Here is a 21,218-nt window from a genome sequence, read left to right on the forward strand (position 1 = left end):
TTTCTAATCGTTTTTCCGGATACGGGTGTTGTCGAATCCAGGATTTCTATTGTCGATTATACAAGAACTGTTTAATGCCCAGCGACTCTCCGCGTCATCTCATGCTACAGCTAGAGGATTAAAACCCGGAGCCGAACGAAAATTGAAAGTTTTGAACCTCGTCTCGGCCGCTGGCGTTTATCGGTTGCGCGACGCTGAAAGCCAGAGCGCCGAAAGGCGACAGCCACTTGGCGGACAATCCGGCGGAATAGCGGATTTCTCCCAAATCATAGGTGCCGTCAAAAACGTTGCCCGCATCGACAAAGGTACCCAGGCGAAGGTTTTTGCTGTCTTGCATAAAGGGCACCGGGAAGAATAGTTCGGCGGTGCCGATCAATTTGCTCGATCCGCCGAAGGGGTCGTTTCCGCCGAGTCCTTGATTGTTTGGCCTGGTGCGTGGCCCCAACGTATTGGGTTGAAAGCCCCTCACAGACTGCGGGCCGCCCGCGAAGTAATTTTCGAAAAACGGCAGGTTCCCGGTATCTCCATAGCCGTCGCCGTATGCAATTTCACCCTCCAGCATGAACGTAAGATCTTTCGCTATCGGGAAATAGTGTTGAAGCTTATAGCTGGCCTTGTAGTAATTAAGGTCGCTGATAGGGATAGCGCCCAACAAGGAAAGCCGCTGGGCTCCGCCCTGCGTTGGAAAGATGGCTCGGTTCAAGGTGTCGTGGGCCCAGCCGACCGCTAGCGTTAAGGTGTTGTAGGTATCGCCATTGTCGTCGAGGAAGTCGAGAATCTCTTGCGACGACCTGGTGGTGGCGTCGAGTTTTGTGTGCTCGAGATCCAAATTGAAACGTAGACTGTCGAATTCATTCAGCGGGATACCGAGATTGGCGCCGGCGGCGGCGACGTCAGTGTTATAACGAGCTACGTTCATTTGCGCCGCATCGGTATTTCTATAGCTGATGTCGAAACCGCTGCTGATTCCATTCAGTGTCGTGTATGGATTGAAATAACCGAGTCGATAAATCGTATTGACGCTGCTGTTGTTGAACGTCAGGTTGATTCTTTTGCCGGTGCCGAAAACATTGTCCTGAGTAACGCTGGCGTTGAAGATGATACCTTGCGCCTGAGAAAAGCCGACACCCGCCATCAGGTTTCCGGACGGTTTTTCCACCACGTTGTAATTGACGTCGATTTGGTCGGTGGTTCCGGCGACGGCCGGGGTTTCGACGTTGACTTCCTGAAAATAGCCCAACCGCTCCAATCGGGTTTTAGAACGCTCGATCTTGCCGGTGGAGGCCCATGCCGCCTCCATTTGCCGCATCTCACGCCGCAGCACTTCATCCCGCGTCTTGGTGTTGCCATGGAAATTGATGCGGCGAACATAAACCTGTTTGCCGGGATCGACGAAAAAGGCGATTGAAACCGCTTTTTGCGCCTCATTGATGTCGGGCACCATATTGACGTTCGCGAAAATATACCCCTCATCGCCCAGACGATCCGAGATTGCTTTGGAGGTTTCCGTGGCTAGCTTGCGTGAGAACGTATCGCTGGGGCCAATCTTGACTAGCGGCGTCAATTGGTCGGGCGGCACGATGAGTTTGCCTGTCAGTTTTACTTCGTTGACAGTATAGACGTCGCCTTCCTTGACGTTGATGGTGATATAGATCTCTTTCTTATCAGGCGTTATGGAAACCTGGGTGGATTCAATCTCGAAATTGATATATCCCCGATCCAAATAAAACGATCGCAGCCGCTCCAGATCGGCGGAGAGTTTTTGCTTCGAGTATTGATCGTTTTTGGTGTAGAACGAGAGCAGATTCGGCGTACTGAGCTCGAATTCATCCAAAAGATCGTCATCACTAAAGGTATTGTTTCCGACGATATTGATCTGTTTGATCTTGGCTACCTTGCCTTCGGAAATTTTGATGTTCACCGTTACTCGATTGCGCGGGAGGTCGGTCACCTCCGAATCGATTTTCAGTCCGTACTTTCCGCGGCTGTAATACTGCCGCCTGAGTTCTTGCTCTACCTTGTCGAGGATTTGGCGATCGAATACTTTACCTTCGGAAAGCCCTACGCCTTTTAAGGCCTTCGTAAGATCTTCCGTGCTGATGTCCTTGTTGCCCTCGATCTTAACGCTGGCTATGGAAGGACGCTCTTCGACGATAATGACCAAGACATTACCGTCCTGTTCCAGTCGAACGTCCTTGAAGAAGCCCGTCTTGAACAAGGCTTTGATGGATTCCGCCGACTGTCGTTGGTCGAAAAGATCGCCGGTTTTGACCGGAAGATAGTTAAAAACAGTACCGGTCGAAACTCTCTGTAAGCCTTCGACACGAATGTCTTCGATAACGAACGGCTCAAGTCCCCAGGCCGAGAAGGTGCAGAAAATCCCTAACAGCAGCAGTTTCGCTAGTTTGTAGCGGTTCATGGATTAGGGCAGTCTAGGGATTGCAGGGGTCGTTAGTATTAACAGCTTGAGGGAGTCTGGGAATATAGCGCATCACGCGCTTACACGGCTCAGTCCCATGACAATCCTGGAGAGTTCAACTTTGGTGGCGGGAGGGATCCAGAACCTGGTGAAGCCTAACACAATAGTATCAAGCTTCCCGCAAGTCCTTCTCCACCTGCTCAATACTGATGTGCCGGATATTTTTACCTTTGGCGTAATAAATGACGTATTCGCAGATGTTACAGGAGCGGTCGCCGATGCGTTCCAGCGAGCGGGCCGACCACATAATATCGAGCGATACCGGGATGGCTCGGGGATCTTCCATCATATACGTAATCTGCTGGCGCATAATGCTTTCGTACTCCCGATCCACCATCCTGTCTTCCTGGACGACGCGCAAGGCTTCATCCACATCCATGCGTGCGAAAGAATCCAAAGCTTCCCGAAGTAATCCGCGCACATGTTTTGCCAGCTGTTCGACTTCGGTTAGCTGATTTTTCTTCGGATAATGACCCGCAAGATCGATAGACAGTCGGGCAATACGCTTCGCTTCGTCGCCGATTCGCTCCAGATCGGTAATGGTTTTGATGACCGCTACCACTAACCGCAAGTCGCGGGCGGTGGGCTGGCGCAGGGCGATGATTTGAGTGCACTCCTCGTCGATGGAAACTTCCAAGGAGTTGACTTTATAGTCGTCGGCAATCACGCGTTCGGCCAGTTCCACATCGTTATTGACCAAAGCCGTCACAGCCGACTCGATTTGTTCCTCGACCAGTCCGCCTAGGGTGAGCACCCGATTGCGGATGTCCAGCAGTTCGTTGTCATACTGCTTGGAAATGTGCTGATGCAAATTTTCGGTGTCGAAGAAATTAGTCATCGTGCTGCGTGATCGGGGGTTATTGACTTTAGTGGTTCGCCTCGGCTTGGCATTCTATCAACTCATCCGGGCGCATGAAAGTTCAAGCCATTCCAAGCTGATGCCGGCGGCGGATAAGGCCAAGTCTTCATGTGGCTCGCCGCGAAATATAGGCGGTAACTTCAGCGCGGTCGTGGTAAAGCTGTTTGAACGCAAGCAAATAATCCGTAGCCGTTTTTCCTATTTGCTCTTCAATGATTCCACGACAGCGTTTGACTTCTTCGTAACGTTTATTCATCGGCAGCTTCAAATTGAAGATCGCCCTCCGGCATAAACCCAGCGCTATCCACTCGCCGATCAGGGCGGCGATTCGAGCCGGTTGCTCCACCACGTCGCAGACCAGCCAATCGACGGGTTTGGGGGGGCGATAACGAAATGCATCCATCCGCAGGTGTTCCACCAGGCCCGTGTCCAGCAAGGCGGGGTCGAGTTTGCCGTTGTCGACGGCGGTGACTTTGATGTGCCGTTTGGTCAGCTGCCAGGTCCAGCCTCCCGGAGCCGCCCCGAGATCGACTGCCGTCATGCCGGGGCTGAGGCTCTTTTGCTGATCGTCGAGGAACGTCAGGAAGGCCTCCTCCAGCTTGAGCGTGGATCGGCTCGGTGCGCCACGGGGAAATCTCAGGCGGGGAATGCCCATGACCCAGGGACATGAATTGCCGGGCATCGACATCCCCACATAGGCTGCCGTGGAGCTGAGGAAAAATAGGTGCAGACGGGGAGCCGAGGGGCTGCCGAGCAATCCGCCGTCTTTAAGGGCACGATTGAACGGTGCCGCGAATTTGCGTGTGAAGGTGGAAAGCGATTTTGCCTCGTTGGTGTCCGCCGTTTCCAGATATACGTCCGAGAATCGGTCTCCCAACCGCTTGACCGCCTGCAATAACGGCTGAGTACGGTCGGCTACGGGAAGCTCGTTGATCGGTCCGACGGCGAAAACCAATTGTCGTGCAAAGACCAAATCGTCAAAACGAAGAGACCGGCCAAGCAGCGAGCGTGCCTCGATATTATCGGGCACGAATACCACAAAGCCGCAATCAGGCTTGGCTTTTGCGTGGCCGGATACGCCTAATTCTCTGGTTCGCTCCAAGATTTCGGCAGCACACTCCTTTTCGAATCCGCCGCGGCAATAGAGTAAAACGCGATCGGGGATGTCGGTGTTTACGGTATTCAATCCCAGACTGCTTCTAGTTGCCCCAGGGGTGTTCGAGCAGTTTCTTCTCCCAATCCAAGGAGGTTTTCACGATGAATGGCAGGTCGTCGTAACGTGGTTTCCAGTCAAGTACTTCGTGGATTTTTCCGACCGCCGCCACCAATTGCGGAGGGTCACCGGGCCGCCGCGGCATTTCTTCCACAGCAATCGGCTTTTCATTTGCCCGGTTCACGGCATTGATAACCTCACGGACACTGTAGCCGTGCCCGTAGCCGCAATTGAGCGTGGCCGAGTCGCCTCCCTTGCGGAGGTGGTTCAACGCCTGAATATGCGCATCGGCAAGGTCGCTGACATGAATGTAATCACGCACTCCGGTGCCGTCTCCGGTAGGGTAGTCGGTGCCGAAAACGCTTAATTTTTCCCGTTTGCCGACGGCCACCTCTGCCGCGACTTTGATCAGCAAAGTTGCCTTGCGAGTCGACTGGCCGATCTTGCCTTCCGGGTCCGAGCCGGCCACGTTGAAATAGCGCAGAATCACATGCCGCATATCCGTTGCAGCGGAGAGATCCCGAAGCATCCATTCGCTCATTAGTTTGGATGCGCCGTAAGGATTGATCGGCGCGGTCGGCGACGACTCGGAAGCATAGGGCTCATTGGGGATGCCGTATACGGCGGCCGTCGAGGAAAAAATAAAATGTTTCACGCCGGCGTTGCGGGCGCATTCCAGCAGATTGCGCGTCTTGCAGGTATTGTTGCCGTAGTATTTCAGCGGGTCGGCCACGGACTCCGGAACGATGGTGTGGGCGGCGAAGTGCAGCACCGCGTCTACGTTATAGTCGTGCATAATCCGGGCCACCAAATCGGTATCGCCCATATCGCCTTCGATGAAATTCCCGTGAAGTACGGCTTCGCCGAACCCGGTGGAGAGATTGTCGAGCACCACCAGGCGTTCTCCCATTTCACCCAATTGCTTGACCACATGGCTGCCGATATAGCCGGCACCACCCGTGACTAAAACCCCTTTTCTTTCCATATAGCGCTCCTCGTTGGTGGGTTAATGCGTATTGATATAGCGAATTGCGTTTTTTAGAACCTGACCGCTCAGTATGAAGTGTGAAAAGGTTCTATTTCCACCGTTTGACCGGCTTCGATTCCGGAATTTTCGGTGGGAAGGATAATGAAACAGTTGGCCAAACTCAGGGAGGTCATCTGTGAAGCGCCCTGGCAAGTCAAGCCGGTAACGGTATAACCGCCGTTTGGGGTACAGTGATAAACGCCGCGCTGGAATTCGAGTCGCCCCGGCAGCTTATAAAGACGGTTGGTGCAAACAGCTTTGAGACGCAAAGGCTCAATGATCGGTGCGCCCATCAATCGTAGCAGGGCTGGGCGAGCTAGCTGCTGAAATGTCACCGTCATAGACACCGGATTCCCAGGCAAGCCGAAAAAAAAGCTTGAATTGATGCGGCCGAAAGCAAAAGGCTTGCCCGGTTTGATCGCGACTTTCCAGAAGTCGATATGACCGATTTCTCTCGTTACTTCGGTGATGAAATCGGCATCGCCCACCGAAGCGCCCCCTGCGCTGATGACGGCATCCGCTTGATCCGATGCCTCCAGCAGAGCGCGCCGGATCGCGTCCTTGTCATCGCGAATCACGCCCATATCAATAGTCTCGATGCCCAAACCTGTTAACAGAGCATCCAGCACGTAACGATTGCTGTCATGAATTTCGCCGAAAGCAAGCGGTTCTGTAATGGCGCGGAGTTCATCGCCGGTGGAGAAAAATGCGACGCGCAGTTTACGCCGGACCGAAACCGCCGGCATACCGATCGAAGCCAAAAGTCCTATTTCGGCGGGCCCGAGATACTCCCCCTCGGAAAGAAGTCGGTCTCCGGCTTTCAGTTCTTCCCCGCGAGGCCGAATGTGTTCGCCCGGTTTCGGTTCCGCGGCGACTTGAATGTGATCTCCTTCGCGGCGTGCATGCTCCTGCATGAGCACGGCATCAGCGTTTTCCGGGAGCGCGGCGCCGGTAAGAATCCGTACGCATTCTCCCGGCGAGAGCGGGGCCGAGAAAGGCTGGCCGGCCCAGGCGGTCCCAATGACGCGAAGCTTGGATGCTTTCCGGAGATCGCCGGTTCTTACGGCATAACCATCCATAGCCGAGTTGGGAAACGGGGGCAGGTCAATCGTTGAATAGACGTCTTCCGCCAAGATGCGGCCCAGTGCTTGCTTCAATGGGAGCTGCTCGGTCCCCCGCGCCGGCGTTATTATCTTGAATATCCGATCCAGCGCCTCTTTCAGGGGCAAGGGCTGCGGCTGTTTCTCGGCGCAGCAATCAGGCTCGCGCATGGGGAAGAAATTCCTGGCAAATGAAACGGGCGATTTGATCCGGATCGTTGATGTCCAGTCTTGGTATGCCGGGCGTAACCGCCGGTTCAGTATCCGTCGCGATCGCGATGATGGTCTCGTCGTCGGGAAACAAAAGCGGTTTACCGAGAGCCGGGCGGTGCAACTCGATTTTCGGAAAGCGTTCTCGTTTAAACCCTTCCACTAAAATCAGATCCAGGTCGGTCTGGTCAAAATAGGCTAATTCCTCGGCCAATGTCGGTTCTCGGATCACCCGGTGTTCCACGATGATGGCGCGGCGATGCGACGAACTCAGCATCACAGGGCTCGCTCCGGCCTGGCGCAACTCATAGCTGTCCTTGCCGGGATAGTCTATCTCGAAGCTGTGGTGACTGTGCTTGATAAGCCCGACGTTAAGGTCGTTTAATCGAAGCAGCGGGATAATCTTCTTTAAGAGAGTGGTTTTACCGGTGCCGCTGAAAGCGGCAAAGCCCAGTATCGGCACCTGCGCATTGCGGAAATTCAGCATTCGGCTGTTTCAGTTGGAGCAGCGGTAGACGAATTGCAAATAGAATGAAAGGTGGCCCGACGATCTTTCCGAGCGCTTATCGGGTGTGCAGCCATTAATAACATCAAAGTTTAATTGCGCTGACGATGTGTCCTCTTGGAGGAAGCAGTCTAGAAAAGGTTGTCCCCAGCGTCCGGTTAGGAACAGCCGTAATAGTCTTTATACCAGCCGACAAAGTTGGCAATTCCGGATTCTATAGGGGTTGCCGGTTGGTAGCCTACATCACGTATAAGATCGTCTACATCCGCGTAGGTGGCGGGTACATCGCCGCTCTGCATGGGGAGAAAGTTTTTGTCTGCTTTCTTGCCCAGGCACTCTTCCAGCACTTCGATGAAGCGCATGAGCTCAACCGGTTGGTGATTGCCGATATTGTAAAGGCGGTAAGGTGCTTTACCGGTGCCGGGATCCGGGTGCTCACTGTTCCAATTCGGGTTGGGTGCGGCGATGTTGTCGAGAACCCTGACTACGCCCTCAACGATGTCGTCGATATAGGTGAAGTCGCGACGGTGCCGGCCGAAGTTGAAGACGTCTATCGGTTTCCCTTCGAGGATATTCCGGGTGAACATGAACAAGGCCATGTCCGGGCGGCCCCAGGGCCCGTATACGGTGAAAAAGCGCAATCCGGTGGTCGGTAGGCTGTAAAGGTGGCTGTAAGTATGCGCCATCAGTTCGTTTGCTTTCTTCGTGGCCGCGTACAGGCTCACCGGGTGGTCGACGTTATGGTGGACCGAAAACGGCATAACGGTATTGGCGCCGTAAACGGAGCTGGAAGAGGCATAAACCAGATGCTCGATTTCGTGATGCCGGCAAGCTTCCAGTATGTTGCAGAAACCCACCAGATTTGCGTCGATGTAGGCGTGAGGATGCGTCAGCGAATATCTCACCCCTGCCTGGGCAGCGAGATTGACGACGCGCTGCGGCCGGTGATCCGAGAACGCCTGATTCAGGCGTTCTCGGTCTTCCAGGGCAATGCGGATTTCCGTGAAGCCGGAATGATTTTTCAGCCGGGCGAGCCGCGCTTCTTTCAAGCCGACATCATAGTAATCGTTGACGTTGTCGATGCCGATAACTTCGTCCCCGCGAGCAAGGAGCACCTGCGCCAACGCAGCGCCGATAAACCCCGCCGTGCCTGTGACCAATACTTTCATTGGCTATATTCCTGTGGATTAGAGGTGCTCATCTACGGTGTCGCGTGGCAATGCATATTTAACGTCGAATAGGATTCCGTCGGGTTTTGCCAATGCGCGGATGGCTTCGATTCCCATGGCTCTGAATTCCCGATGCGCGACTGCAACAACAACAGCATCGTATTTTCCTGCGGAGAGCTCCCGGAGAAGGTCAATACCGTATTCCTCGTGGACCTCCTCGGGGTTGGCCCACGGATCGTAAACATCGATTCGAGCATTGTAGCTCTCGAGTTCTTTGATAATGTCCGTTACCCGTGTGTTCCGGATGTCCGGGCAGTTTTCCTTAAAAGTTAATCCCAGGATGAGGATATTTGCTTGACAGACTTGAAGCCGCTTCTGCGTCATAAGCTTGACCAAGCGGCTAGCGACATACTCGCCCATTCCGTCGTTGATTCGGCGACCGGCCAGGATGATCTCGGGATGATAGCCGACTTCTTGGGCTTTATGGGTGAGGTAATACGGATCGACGCCGATGCAGTGGCCGCCGACAAGGCCCGGACGAAAGGGAAGGAAGTTCCATTTGCTCCCGGCGGCCTCCAAGACCTCCAAAGTATTCAATCCCAACTTGTTGAACAGGATTGCCAACTCGTTGATGAGCGCGATATTCACGTCCCTCTGTGTGTTCTCGATGACTTTTGCCGCTTCGGCGACCTTGATGCTGCTGGCTTTGTGGGTGCCCGCCGTGATGATTTTACGGTAAAGCTCATCGACAAAATCGGTGATTTCCGGGGTTGAGCCCGATGTGACTTTCTTGATGGTGGTGACGCGGTGTTCCTTGTCTCCGGGGTTGATGCGCTCGGGGCTATAACCGCAATAAAAATCCCGGTTGAAGACCAATCCCGATTGAGCTTCCAGAATCGGCACGCAGACTTCTTCGGTCGCGCCCGGGTAAACCGTGGATTCGTAAATGACGATGTCGTCTCTCGACAGGATTTTGCCGATGGTCTGGCTGGCCTTTTCCAGGGGGGTCAGATCGGGACGTTTGTGCGCGTCTATGGGCGTCGGGACCGTAACGATATACACGTTGCAGCCTGCGAGATCTGCGGGATTCGCGGTGTAGCTCAGCCGCTTCGCGCTTGCGAGTTCGTCGGCATCGACCTCGAGCGAGCGATCGAGTCCGTCTTTCAATTCCGTAACGCGCTGGGCATTGATGTCCAGGCCTATGGTGTCGAAGTGTCTGCCGAATTCCACGGCGAGCGGAAGTCCTACGTAGCCCAGTCCGATTATGCCGATTTTTGCTTCAGCGAGCGAGCGCATCATGCCTCCGGATAAGTGAAGAATCTTAGAAATCCAGCGAAAGCTTAGACTATGTTTCTCGAGGGTCTTGTGAAGACAGTTGGGCTATGATAGCTCGCACATTCAGTCCCTTGCTCGGTCAGCATTTCTCCATTTGTTAGAGCGAAGCGATTTCGTGGAAGGGAGAGGTCGGCGGCGCCACCGATACCACAGCGTCGATTCGATTTTAAAGGAAGGTGGTAGAAGCGGAAAGCTCTTCCTTGGCTTGATCGGTACTGTACCAATCTCGGGTGGTGTGGACATCGGGGCGGAATGTCGCGTGCGCCCATGCGTCAAGGATATCGGGACGGGCGAAATATAAGGAACTATGTGTTAAATTGGCGCCTCGATTGCGCACCTAAGACAAGCAAATATCCAACTTGTTGGGATGCCGCTTGAGAAAGCTCATGGCTATGGGAAGTACTTAACGTAGCCAAGCTCATAACGCAGAAGGCCTGGCTCAATCGGAGATTTTGCCAGACAAGTGGATTATGTGTAGCTTATTCTAGGCATCTGCAAAAAAATCAACGTTCAGGGTCTTGGTGCTGGATTAAGCTGGGCTTTTCTAGCAAAAAATAAAAAAGCTTATTAATGGCCATTTCGATTTCTGGGCGGTTTGGCTCAAGATAAAACCTTCCGTATCCGATTCCGACTGCTCGTTTGAGTCGATTTAGCGCCTTCGCCGAGAGGCGCGTGGACTAGCCTAGAATGCGTTTGTGCCAGGGGTAAGTTTTCAGCCATAAGATTATGTGCGCCAGGGGCAGAGCACAACAAGAACAATCCACTCAACTTTTCGAGCAAAATCAGCGCTGACATGCAGCGCAATTGCCGTCTTGAGCACCCCTTAATATGACTTCAATACGATTTTTTTCTTTAAAAGCTACTCGGCCGATTTTCATCCCGTAGCCATGCCGGAACAAGGCAACTCCGTACACTCTAGCGGCAAATTTATCTGATGAAGGGTCGGCAAGATTTATGATTCGCGTTTTTCGCCATTATATTTCAAGCGTTTATCTGGTTATTTTTCTACTGGACTGCGGCATTTTTTTCTCCGCCTTTTATATGGGGACGGTTTTACGATTTTATCCGGAACTCCATGGCAACTTTTCGACCATCGATTTAACTAATCCGTCCGCCGTTTTCTGTGTGTTCATGTTGGCGAGCACCACGGGAATGGGCCTTTATCAACGGGTGCAGAGCGGGGGCGATGCAGGGTTGCTGCTTCGAATCCTGGCAAGTTTTGTGCTCGGTGCAATTTTGATGGGCTTGGTCTTCTATGTCATTCCGACGGTTTTCGTAGGTCGAGGTGTATTCGGCTATGCGTTGCTAGCCGCCTTAACGTTAACGCTGTTCTCGCGTTTTCTATTTCTGAAGTTCGTGGATCGGCAGGAGCTTAGGCGGCGAGTGCTGGTCTTAGGGGCGGGTTACAACGCGAACATGATTCAAGAGTTCGAAAGTAAAGCAGCCAATCCGAGCTTTCACGTCATCGGCTTCATACAAATGGGTGGAGATCCCTGTCGGATAAATCCCCTCCGTCTATGCGCTATGGAGGTACCTCTCAATGAATTCGCCACTGCGCATGATATCGATGAAATTGTTGTAGCCCCGGACGACCGCCGAGGCGGGCTGGCCGTTGACGAGATTTTGGACTGCAAGATGAACGGCCGAGAAGTGGTGGATCTATTGAACTTCTTTGAACGCGAGGCGGGCCTGATCCGTGTCGACTGCCTGCATCCCAGTTGGCTGGTTTTTTCCGATGGATTTCGGTACAGCGGCTTTCAGCAGCTTTCCAAGCGCGTGTTTGACGTTTTGGCGAGCCTTGCCTTGCTCGCTATAAGTTGGCCTATCATGTTGCTGACCGTCTTGGCGATCGTAGTTGAAAGTGGCTGGCGTGCGCCGGTGTTTTACCATCAGGTGCGCGTCGGTAAGAACTGGCGATTGTTCAAAGTAATAAAGTTCCGGAGCATGCGCACCGATGCCGAAAAAGACGGCCGGGCGCGATGGGCGACCCGGAACGATGATCGTGTGACCCGGGTAGGCCGGTTTATTCGGAAGACCCGCATCGATGAATTACCGCAGTTGTTCAACGTTCTGAAAGGTGAAATGAGTTTCGTTGGGCCTCGCCCGGAGCGGCCCGAATTCGTGGAAAAGTTCGCAGAAACCATTCCTTACTACTCTGAGCGCCACCGGGTAAAGCCAGGCATCACCGGCTGGGCGCAACTGTGTTATCCGTACGGGTCGAGTTATCAGGACGCCATTGAGAAGCTGCAATACGATCTGTATTACGTTAAGAATTACAGCCTTTTTCTCGACTTTCTCATCATGTTGCAGACCGTTGAAGTGGTTGTATGGGGCAAGGGGGCTCGTTAAACGCCGACTTAGAAAAAATCTTGTTCTTGGATATCGATGCTACGCTGATTAGTGCAGCATTTTCATCTAACGCAGAGGACGCATGACTGTCGGTGCCGTCAGCTATCTGGCAGGTTTCTTAGCTTATCTCTTTTTGAGCGCGTTGCTGCTGGTCAGTTGGCGCGGCAATGTTACAGGCCGTTGGTTGGTCCTTGCGTCATCCGCGACCGCGGTTTGGTCCGGCCTATTGGCTATGCAGGAGACTTACCGCCTTTTTCCCGCTGCTTTCGTTTGGTCGGCTGAAATTGTCCGGACTTATATCTGGCTGCTCTTTTTCGGCAAGCTGCTCAGTCCTCTTAAAGATGCCGGAATTGGCGCAAATTCAACAACATCGAAGATCATCAATCAGGGCATTCATGCCGCTGCCGGTGCTCAACTGGTTTATGTCTGGGTTTCGCCAGCGTTGGAACGATCATATCCCGAGGTTTTTCGGCCCGCATTTCAGCTTTTCGGCCATATTGGTCTCGCCCTGATCGGCTTGATCCTAATCGAACAGTATTTTCGCAACATCCGGACTGATCTTCGATGGCGAATCAAGTTTGTCTGTTTCGCCCTAGGGGGAATGTTCGCCTACGATTTTTATCTTTACTCGGATGCCTTGTTGTTCCAGCGCATCAATCCGGATCTTTGGATGGCGCGTGGTGCGGTTTCCGCCCTGTTGACCCCTTTTCTGGCCGTTTCGGCCGCGCGTAACCCGCAATGGTCGGTGGACGTGTTCGTTTCCCGCCAGGTGGTTTTCCATTCAGCCACCTTGGTGGGGGCCGGCGTTTACTTGCTTCTCATGGCTACCGCCGGCTACTACATCAAAATTTATGGGGGCGAATGGGGGACTGTTGCACAAATTGTATTTTTGGTCGGGGCGTTTTTATTGCTTGCTTTGCTGCTTTTTTCGGGGCAGATGCGGGCTCGCATGCGTGTCTTTCTGAGCAAGAATTTCTTCAACTATGCCTATGATTACCGGCAGGAATGGCTGCGAATCATCACTACGCTTTCGGACACCCGCTCCGGCCTGTTGCTCGAAGAGCGCGTGATCGTGGCTCTAGGCCAAGCCGTGGAGAGCCCGAGCGGCACGCTTTGGGTACGTGAACCGAACGGCCATTTCGTTTGGCGCGCAAGCTTCGGCGACCCGGACATCAATGTTCCCCATATCGATCGGAACGACCCCGTGATTCGTTACATGGAAGATAAAGAATGGATCGTCAATCTGCCTGAAATGGTGACGATGCCGGAGGCGTATCATGGACTCATTCCCCCAGTATGGCTCGAACCCAATCGAAGCGCGTGGTTGCTGGTCCCTTTGTTTCAGCAGAAAAATCGGCTGTCGGGCCTGGTGTTGTTGACCCGTCCGCGCACCGCGATTCACTGGAACTGGGAAGTCATCGATCTGTTGAAAACCTCCAGTCGTTTGGCCGCAAGCTATCTGGCACTCGAAGATGCCGGTCGGGCTTTGACCGAAGCTAGGCAGTTTGAGGGTTTCAACCGGCTTTCGGCGTTTGTCATCCATGATTTGAAAAACCTTATCGCGCAACTAAGCTTGGTGGTGCGCAATGCGGAGCGTCATCACAATAACCCCGAATTTATGCGAGACGCCATCAAAACGGTGGATCATGCGGTCGGGAAAATGAGCCGGCTGATGTCCCAGTTGAAAAACTCCAGCTCCGCACAGTCGGAACAGGAGATTGAGCTGGGGGAGCTTCTTGGTGAGGTCGTGGAGTCGCGGAAGGTGCAGGCCCCGATCCCCTCGTGTGATATGTTTAGGCAGCCGATCGTGGTAAAAGCCAATCGCGACCGCCTGGCGTCTTCTTTCGAGCATATTATCCACAATGCCCAGGACGCCGCCGGCAAAAATGGTCGAGTGAGTGTTCGAATGAGCGTTGGGAAGGACGGGCATGCTACAGTCGATATTGAGGATAACGGGCAGGGCATGGACGAGGAATTTATCCGTACTCGTTTATTCAAGCCTTTTGAAACGACAAAGGGTTTAACCGGAATGGGTATCGGTGCATACGAGAGTCGGGAATATATCCGTTCTCTGGGAGGGGAACTCAGCGTGAGAAGCGTGCCGGACAAGAGCACTCTGTTCAGCTTCACGATTCCCATCGCTTCTAAATCCGACGAGCTTGTCTTAAACGAGGTGAAGTCCGCTTGAGCGAGCAAACGTTGCTGATCGTCGAGGACGATCCTGGACTACAAAGCCAACTCCGCTGGAGTTTCGAGCAATACAAGGTTCTGATGGCAGACGACCGGGAATCCGCAGTCGCGGCGGTCAAGCGTAATCAACCGGCTGTGGTTACACTCGATCTCGGATTGCCGCCTGATCCCGGAGGAGTGAGCGAAGGCTTCGCGGTACTCAACGACATCCTATCTATCGCGCCGGCAACCAAGGTCATCGTCATTACCGGTAACGACGATCAAATTAATCCGGTTAAGTCCATTGGTCTTGGCGCTTACGATTTCTATCAAAAGCCGATAGATCCGGAAATCCTGTCTTTTGTAGTGGAGCGGGCATTTCGTCTTTGTGCGCTTGAGGAAGAAAACCGGCAGTTTCAGCGGATGCATGTCACCAATCCTTTGGAGGGTGTCATCGCCGCCAGTCCCGAAATGCACGAAGTTTGTCGCATGGTCGAGCGCTTGGCGCCGACCGACATTACTGTGCTGCTGCTGGGGGAAAGCGGTACCGGCAAGGAGGTGCTTGCGCGCTCTCTTCATGCTTTAAGCCCCCGCTCGAAAAAGCCCTTCGTCGCCGTCAATGCGGCGGCTATTCCGGACAGCCTGTTGGAAAGCGAACTGTTCGGTTTCGAGAAAGGGGCGTATACCGGTGCGACTCAGCAAACCAAAGGCAAATTCGAACTAGCCGATGGCGGAACGTTTTTTCTCGATGAAATCGGCGATATTCCGCTCTCGCTACAACCGAAACTGTTGCGCGTGCTACAAGAACGGGTCGTCGAACGGGTCGGGGGGCGGCAGCCGATCAAAGTCGATGTGCGTCTGATTTGCGCTACCCACCAAAATCTTTCAAAGCTGATCAGTGAGGGAAAGTTTAGAGAGGACCTTTATTTCCGCATCAACGAAATGATCATCAACATCCCGCCGGTCCGGGAAAGAACCGGCGACATAGCAGTTTTGGCACGTGCTTTCCTGGATAAGTTCGCGCAACAAATGCGCCGCGCAGATATCCTCGGTTTCAGTGACGAGGCTTTCGCGGCCATGGAGGCGTATCACTGGCCGGGAAACGTTCGGGAGTTGGAGCATAAGGTTAAAAGAGCCGTGGTGATGGCCTCGGGTTCTCTCATAGATGCCAAGGACATGGAGCTTGCGCCGGGGGAATTCAAGCGCCGGTTATGGAGTTTGCGGGAGGCCCGCGACATGGCCGAACGCCAAGCCATCTGCGCCGCACTGAGCGAAGCCGGCGAAAACGTCACCAAAGCGGCTGAAATCCTCGAGATAACACGCCCGACACTCTATGCCCTTTTGAGCAAATTCAATCTTAAGATTTAGGGAGTTAACATGGTTCGCTTGCTTAAAGCACTTATCTTGCTAACGTCGATCATTGGCCAGGGCTGGGTGGGAGCCGAAGAGAATCTGCTCGAACAGGCTCAAGATTACATCCAAAAGGGGGAGTTTAAGGCGGCGGTCATTCAGTTGAAGAATTTGCTTCAGAGTGAACCTGAAAACGCCGACGCGCGCGTGCTGATCGGGGAGGCCTATCTGATGCTGGGCGATGGCCCATCGGCGGCAAAGGAACTGGAGAAAGCCCGGGATTTCAGCGCACCCAAGGAAAAATGGATCGTTCCACTGGCTCGAGCCTACCTGTTGCAGGACAAGCCGAAGGCCGTGCTGGACCAGATCAAGCCGGGTGAAGATCTGGCCGATACGATCCGCGCTCAAGTTCACGGTATCCGTGGACTCGCCCAAGTTAGTCTCAAAGAGCCGGAGCGGGCGAAGGAGAGTTTCGCCGCCGCTCTGAAGCTCGATTCGTCCGCCAGCGATGCCTTGTTGGGTCTCGCCATGCTGGAGGCGCAACAAAAGCAATACAAGAAAGCGGTCGAATACGCCAATCAGGCGATCGCCAAGGACTCCAAGAATGTGAATGCGTGGATTGTCGCAGGGGAAATGAAGCGGCTGGATGGCGATCAGCAAGGGGCGGTCGATGCCTTCACCAAGGCGCTCGATGCTCAGCCTTTCGATGCGCGGGCCCGGCTGGGGCGGGCTGCGGTTTATCTCGGTCTGGGTGAGCCGGAGGAAGCACAGAAAGGCGTCGACGAGGTTCGAAAGGCGGCGGGAGATGTGCCGCTGGCGCTTTATTTTCACGCGCTAATTGCCTTTCAGAAGAAAGAGCTTCAAGTAGCTGAAGATGCTCTTGTCAAGGTCACCAATGCTCTTCCGAATCATCTGCCAAGCAGACTGCTTTTGGGCACGATCGCTTATCAACAGGGTAAATACGAGTCCGCGGAAAACAATCTCTCTCAATATCTCGGGGCATTTCCCAAATATTTGCCTGCGGCCAAGTTGCTGGCGGCGACACGGATGAAACTGGGGCGTGCCCATGAAGCCGTCGATCTTTTGAAGGGGGTGGAAGACCAGGCGTCTAACGATCCTCAATTTCTTGCTCTCCTTGGCAGCGCCTATCTTCAAGACAAGCAATACGATTCAGGTACGGAATATCTAAGCCGCGCCTCCGAACTCGCGCCCAACGAGGCATCGGTCAAGGCGCAACTGGCTTTGGGACGTATTGCGTCCGGGCAAATGGAGCAGGCCGTGGACGATCTCAAATCCGCCGTTGACTTGGATCAGAACCTGCTGCAAGCGGACGTGATGCTGGTCCTCGCCTTGATTCAGCAAAAGAAGCCGGAAGACGCCATCGAGTCGGCCCAAAAAATGAAGAGCAAGTTGCCCGGCGATCCCATGCCGGACAATTTGCTGGGCGCCGCCTATATGTCCAAGGGTGATGCGGATAAGGCGCGCGAGCACTGGGAGGCTGCTTTGAAACTCAAGCCCGATTATGCGACCGCCGCACTTAATTTGGCCAAACTGGAACTCAGTCGCAACAAGCTCGATGCGGCGGCTCAGCGTTATGAACAAATTCGCCAGCGAAACCCGAAAAACCTGGCGGCGCATATTGGTCTCGCTCAGATTGCCGAAATGCGCAAGGATTATCCACAGATGGAGAAATATCTGAAGGAAGCGCGTGAAAAAAATCCCAAGGCGTTACAGCCATCGCTGATGTTGTCTCGATATTTCCTGGCGCAGGGCAAGCCTCTGCAAGCGCTGGAAGCCGCCCGCGATGCCGAGAGCAATAATCCCGATCAGCCGCTGGTGCTGCAAAACCTCGGTTTAGCCCAACTCGCCAATGATCAAGGGGCCAGTGCCGTAGCGACATTCAAGAAACTGGTGAGCAAAGTTCCGAGCAATCCCGAGTACCGTCATCAGCTTGCCCAAACTCTTTACAGGGCGGGCGAAAAGCAGGCGGCGAGAACCGAGTGGGAAGGTGCTTTGAAACAGGCTCCCGATTATGTGCCGGCTCTCTTAGCCCAGGCGGAACTAAACCTTCAGGACAAGAAATACGAACAGGCACTAAAAATAGCGGAGGATATCAAGGCCAAACACCCGAAATCGCATGCGGGTTTTCAATTGGAAGGCGATGTGCAGTTTGCCCAAAAGCTGTTCAAGAAAGCGCTCCCGGCATATGAGAAGGCTTTTCAGTCAGCGCCGAGTTCGATCTTGGCGCGGCGTTTGTTTCAGACGCATCGCGCATTGGGCGAGGACAAAGCCGCTTTCGACGGCCTGAGTCAATGGCTGCAGTCGTCGACAGACGACGTTGATTCGTGGGCGATGTTGGCTATGGGGTATCAGGAAGCCGGCAGATCCGAGGAAGCAGTGGACGCTTACGAAAAGGCGTATGCACTGAAGCCGGATAATACGCTGATCCAAAACAATTTGGCCTGGTTGTATCAAGAATTGGGAGGCAGTAAGGCACTGCCCCTGGCCGAAAAATTGCTTTCGACATCGGAGAACAATCCGGAGGTCATGGATACGGTTGGTTGGGTTTTCATACAAAACGGGAAGCAGGAAAAAGGATTGCATTTATTGCAGGATGCTGCCGTCCACGCGCCTCATATAGCGCAGATTCGAGTTCACCTGGCGGAGGCCTTGGCTAAGCTGGGACGAAAAGATGAAGCACGCAAGGAGCTGGAACGCTTATTGAAGGAAAAGAACAGCTTTGCCGGACGGGATAAGGCCGAAGCACTGCTTAAGGGGCTGTAGCACATTAACCAAGCCCCTTAAAAGGAGAGGGGGCAATGCTCCTTTCGGCTTCGGGGTTGGTGTGCGTCGGACGAGAGAGAAAGATTTAGTTCGGCTGGATTGTGGGCTCGATAGAGTTCTTCTGTGCCGTAGCATATCCGCGCTAGTTTCCGTCATTGCGTGGAATTAATCCTGCCCTTAATTGTTGATAAAATGTAAAAGTAGCTTAGCCAATGCAAAAAACTACATTGAAAATAATTCTCTTCACGCTCGTTCTTTGCGTCCCGTTTATGGCTCATGCCGCGAAAAAGGCCTATGTCACCGACAGATTGGAAGTCCAAATGCGCACTGGCCAGAGCTTACAGCACAAAATCATAAAGATGGTGCCATCCGGCACGGAAATCGACGTGCTCGAACAAAATCCCGAAACGGGTTATTCCTTCGTGAAATTGGTGAGCGGTGAGGAAGGCTGGATGCTCAGCCGGTATCTTTCCGAACAGCCTGTTGCCCTCAATCAGCTCGACGAAATGGCCAAAAAACTCGATTCGGCGCTTCAAGAAAATAAGCGCCTTAAAGGCGAGCTGGCCACTGCGGAGTCGGGTAAACAAAATACCGATAAGACGGCCCAGCAACTTCAAACCGAGACCGCCCGTCTGAACACCGAACTTATTGCGGTCCGCCAAGCCTCTGCTAATGCCCTTCAAATTCAGGCCGAACGCGACAGGTTGCGGGAAAACCTTATCACTCTCGAGCGGGAACTGGACACCATTCGTCGGGATAAACATGCTTTGGACGAGGATCATCGTCAGTATTGGTTTATGATCGGCGCTAGCGTACTCTTCGGCGGCATCGTGCTCGGATTGATCTTGCCGCGCCTGACTTGGCGCAAGAAAAGCGGTTGGGGCTCGTCGTTCTAGGCCGCTGAGTCCATTTATTCCCTACCTATAAGCCGTAAATCGGCTGAGCCCTGTTTTCGGAGATTATTGATGAGCGATAGCGATAAAGAAACCCGTTCCTTTTCATCCCAGGTCGTCGACGGTATGGAACGGGCACCGAGCCGTGCCATGCTGCACGCGGTCGGCTTTACCGATGACGATTTCAAGAAACCCCAGATCGGTATCGCTTCCACCTGGAGCATGGTGACGCCCTGCAATATGCACATCAACCGTCTGGCCGATGATGCATCCCGCGGTGTGGATCAAAATGGCGGAAAGGCCGTGGTCTTCAACACCATCACCATTTCGGACGGCATCTCGATGGGTACGGAGGGAATGAAATACTCGCTGGTGTCCCGAGAAGTCATCGCGGATTCCATCGAGACGGTAGTGGGTTGCCAGGGCTTCGACGGCGTGGTGGCCATTGGCGGCTGCGACAAGAATATGCCGGGTTGTCTGATTGCCTTGGCGCGGCTGAACCGTCCCGCCATATTCGTCTACGGCGGTACCATTCTGCCCGGCTGTCTCGGGGAGAAGAAGCTCGACATCGTGTCCGTGTTCGAAGCTGTCGGCGCCCGTGCCAATGACAAGATCGATGATGCCCAATTGCAGCAGATCGAAGCCAAAGCCATTCCCGGCGCTGGTTCGTGCGGTGGTATGTACACCGCCAACACCATGGCTTCGGCAATCGAGGCGCTGGGCATGAGTCTTCCCGGCAGTTCCGCCCAGGCGGCCGTCTCGCCCGATAAGCAGTCGGATTGTGCTAGAGCCGGAGAGCAGGTCCTTAAACTCTTGGAACTCGGTATCCGCCCCCGGGACATCATGACCAAACCGGCGTTCGAGAACGCCATTACCGTCGTAATCGCCCTGGGTGGATCCACTAATGCGGTGTTGCATCTTTTGGCCATGGCCAATGCTTGTGGCGTTGATTTGACGCTCGATGATTTCACCCGTATCGGCAAAAAAGTACCGATGCTGGCCGATCTCAAGCCCAGCGGACGCTACGCCATGGCGGAACTGATCGAAATCGGCGGTATCTTACCTTTGATGAAGATGTTGCTGGAGGCGGGGCTCTTGCACGGCGACTGTCTTACCGTTACCGGCAAAACGCTCGCCGAAAACCTGACCGATGTGCGTTCCTATTCCGAAGAGCAGGAGATGATACGTCCCCTGGATAATCCCATTAAAAAGGACAGCCATTTGGTGGTTCTGAAAGGCAATCTTGCGCCGGAAGGAGCCGTTGCCAAGATTACCGGAAAGGAAGGGCTTTCCTTTACGGGACAGGCGCGGGTATTCGATTGCGAAGAATTGGCCCTCAAGTCGATTCTGGACGGGACGGTCCGTAAAGGCGATGTGATTGTCATACGCTACGAAGGACCCAAGGGCGGCCCCGGCATGCGCGAGATGCTTTCGCCCACCTCCGCCGTCATGGGCAAGGGATTGGCCAAAGACGTGGCGCTCATCACCGACGGGCGTTTCTCCGGCGGCACCCACGGGTTCGTCGTCGGCCATATTACCCCCGAGGCCCATGTGGGCGGTCCTCTGGCGATCGTCCAGAATGGCGACACCATTACGATCGATGCCGAGCAGCGTGAGCTGACCCTGCACCTCAGTGAAGATGAAATTCGCGCGCGGCTCGCGTCGTGGCATCAGCCCAAGCCGCGTTATACCAAAGGAGTGCTCGCCAAATACGCCAAGCTCGTATCGTCCGCTTCTCAAGGCGCGGTGACCGATATGAATCTGGAGGATATCTAA

Annotated in this window: 14 protein-coding genes; 6 read left to right on the plus strand and 8 right to left on the minus strand. The window is 53.9% G+C overall.

Annotated features, from left to right (window positions below; translation table 11 throughout):
• Positions 1-118: 118 nt before the first annotated feature.
• The 8 genes from bamA to tviB form a co-directional block, all read right to left on the minus strand.
• Positions 119-2,419 (minus strand): outer membrane protein assembly factor BamA, encoded by a 2,301-nt coding sequence (bamA, locus tag VEB01_RS15610; RefSeq protein ID WP_324877019.1) that lies wholly within the window; start codon positions 2,417-2,419, stop codon positions 119-121.
• A gap of 169 nt (positions 2,420-2,588) precedes the next feature.
• Positions 2,589-3,317, minus strand: coding sequence for a phosphate signaling complex protein PhoU (gene phoU / locus VEB01_RS15615; protein ID WP_324877021.1), 729 nt, complete (start codon positions 3,315-3,317; stop codon positions 2,589-2,591).
• Positions 3,318-3,444: 127 nt separating this feature from the next.
• Positions 3,445-4,524: a 23S rRNA (cytidine(2498)-2'-O)-methyltransferase RlmM gene (gene rlmM / locus VEB01_RS15620; RefSeq protein WP_324877022.1), complete on the minus strand. Its 1,080-nt coding sequence runs from the start codon at positions 4,522-4,524 to the stop codon at positions 3,445-3,447.
• Positions 4,525-4,537: 13 nt separating this feature from the next.
• Positions 4,538-5,536, minus strand: a complete 999-nt coding sequence (galE, locus tag VEB01_RS15625; protein WP_324877023.1) for a UDP-glucose 4-epimerase GalE — start codon at positions 5,534-5,536, stop codon at positions 4,538-4,540.
• Between the two features lie 68 nt (positions 5,537-5,604).
• Positions 5,605-6,849, minus strand: coding sequence for a molybdopterin molybdotransferase MoeA (gene moeA, locus VEB01_RS15630; protein ID WP_324877025.1), 1,245 nt, complete (start codon positions 6,847-6,849; stop codon positions 5,605-5,607).
• Positions 6,836-7,375, minus strand: a complete 540-nt coding sequence (mobB, locus tag VEB01_RS15635; protein ID WP_324877027.1) for a molybdopterin-guanine dinucleotide biosynthesis protein B — start codon at positions 7,373-7,375, stop codon at positions 6,836-6,838. Before mobB ends, moeA begins: the two co-directional genes overlap by 14 nt.
• Positions 7,376-7,551: 176 nt before the next feature.
• Positions 7,552-8,562, minus strand: a complete 1,011-nt coding sequence (locus tag VEB01_RS15640) for an NAD-dependent epimerase (protein ID WP_324877029.1) — start codon at positions 8,560-8,562, stop codon at positions 7,552-7,554.
• Positions 8,563-8,580: 18 nt separating this feature from the next.
• Positions 8,581-9,861 (minus strand): Vi polysaccharide biosynthesis UDP-N-acetylglucosamine C-6 dehydrogenase TviB, encoded by a 1,281-nt coding sequence (gene tviB, locus VEB01_RS15645; protein ID WP_324877031.1) that lies wholly within the window; start codon positions 9,859-9,861, stop codon positions 8,581-8,583.
• Between the two features lie 990 nt (positions 9,862-10,851).
• Here tviB and VEB01_RS15650 point away from each other — a divergent pair.
• The 6 genes from VEB01_RS15650 to ilvD all read left to right on the plus strand — a co-directional run bounded on the left by VEB01_RS15650 (position 10,852) and on the right by ilvD (position 21,218).
• The gene (locus VEB01_RS15650; RefSeq protein ID WP_324877033.1) at positions 10,852-12,246 is read left to right on the plus strand and encodes a TIGR03013 family XrtA/PEP-CTERM system glycosyltransferase; all 1,395 of its coding nucleotides are present in this window, start codon (positions 10,852-10,854) and stop codon (positions 12,244-12,246) included.
• Between the two features lie 82 nt (positions 12,247-12,328).
• Positions 12,329-14,434 (plus strand): XrtA/PEP-CTERM system histidine kinase PrsK, encoded by a 2,106-nt coding sequence (gene prsK / locus VEB01_RS15655; protein WP_324877035.1) that lies wholly within the window; start codon positions 12,329-12,331, stop codon positions 14,432-14,434.
• Positions 14,431-15,783, plus strand: a complete 1,353-nt coding sequence (gene prsR / locus VEB01_RS15660; RefSeq protein WP_324877037.1) for a PEP-CTERM-box response regulator transcription factor — start codon at positions 14,431-14,433, stop codon at positions 15,781-15,783. Before prsK ends, prsR begins: the two co-directional genes overlap by 4 nt.
• Before the next feature lie 9 nt (positions 15,784-15,792).
• Positions 15,793-18,549: an XrtA/PEP-CTERM system TPR-repeat protein PrsT gene (gene prsT, locus VEB01_RS15665; protein WP_324877039.1), complete on the plus strand. Its 2,757-nt coding sequence runs from the start codon at positions 15,793-15,795 to the stop codon at positions 18,547-18,549.
• 269 nt (positions 18,550-18,818) lie between these two features.
• Positions 18,819-19,445 carry a TIGR04211 family SH3 domain-containing protein gene (locus VEB01_RS15670; protein ID WP_324877082.1) on the plus strand — a complete coding sequence of 209 codons (627 nt, stop codon included), beginning with the start codon at positions 18,819-18,821 and terminating at the stop codon, positions 19,443-19,445.
• A 69-nt stretch (positions 19,446-19,514) separates the two neighbouring features.
• On the plus strand, positions 19,515-21,218 hold the full coding sequence (ilvD, locus tag VEB01_RS15675) for a dihydroxy-acid dehydratase (protein WP_324877041.1): 1,704 nt from the start codon (positions 19,515-19,517) through the stop codon (positions 21,216-21,218).

It is taken from the genome of Methylocaldum sp. (assembly GCF_035627495.1).
Lineage (GTDB): Bacteria > Pseudomonadota > Gammaproteobacteria > Methylococcales > Methylococcaceae > Methylocaldum.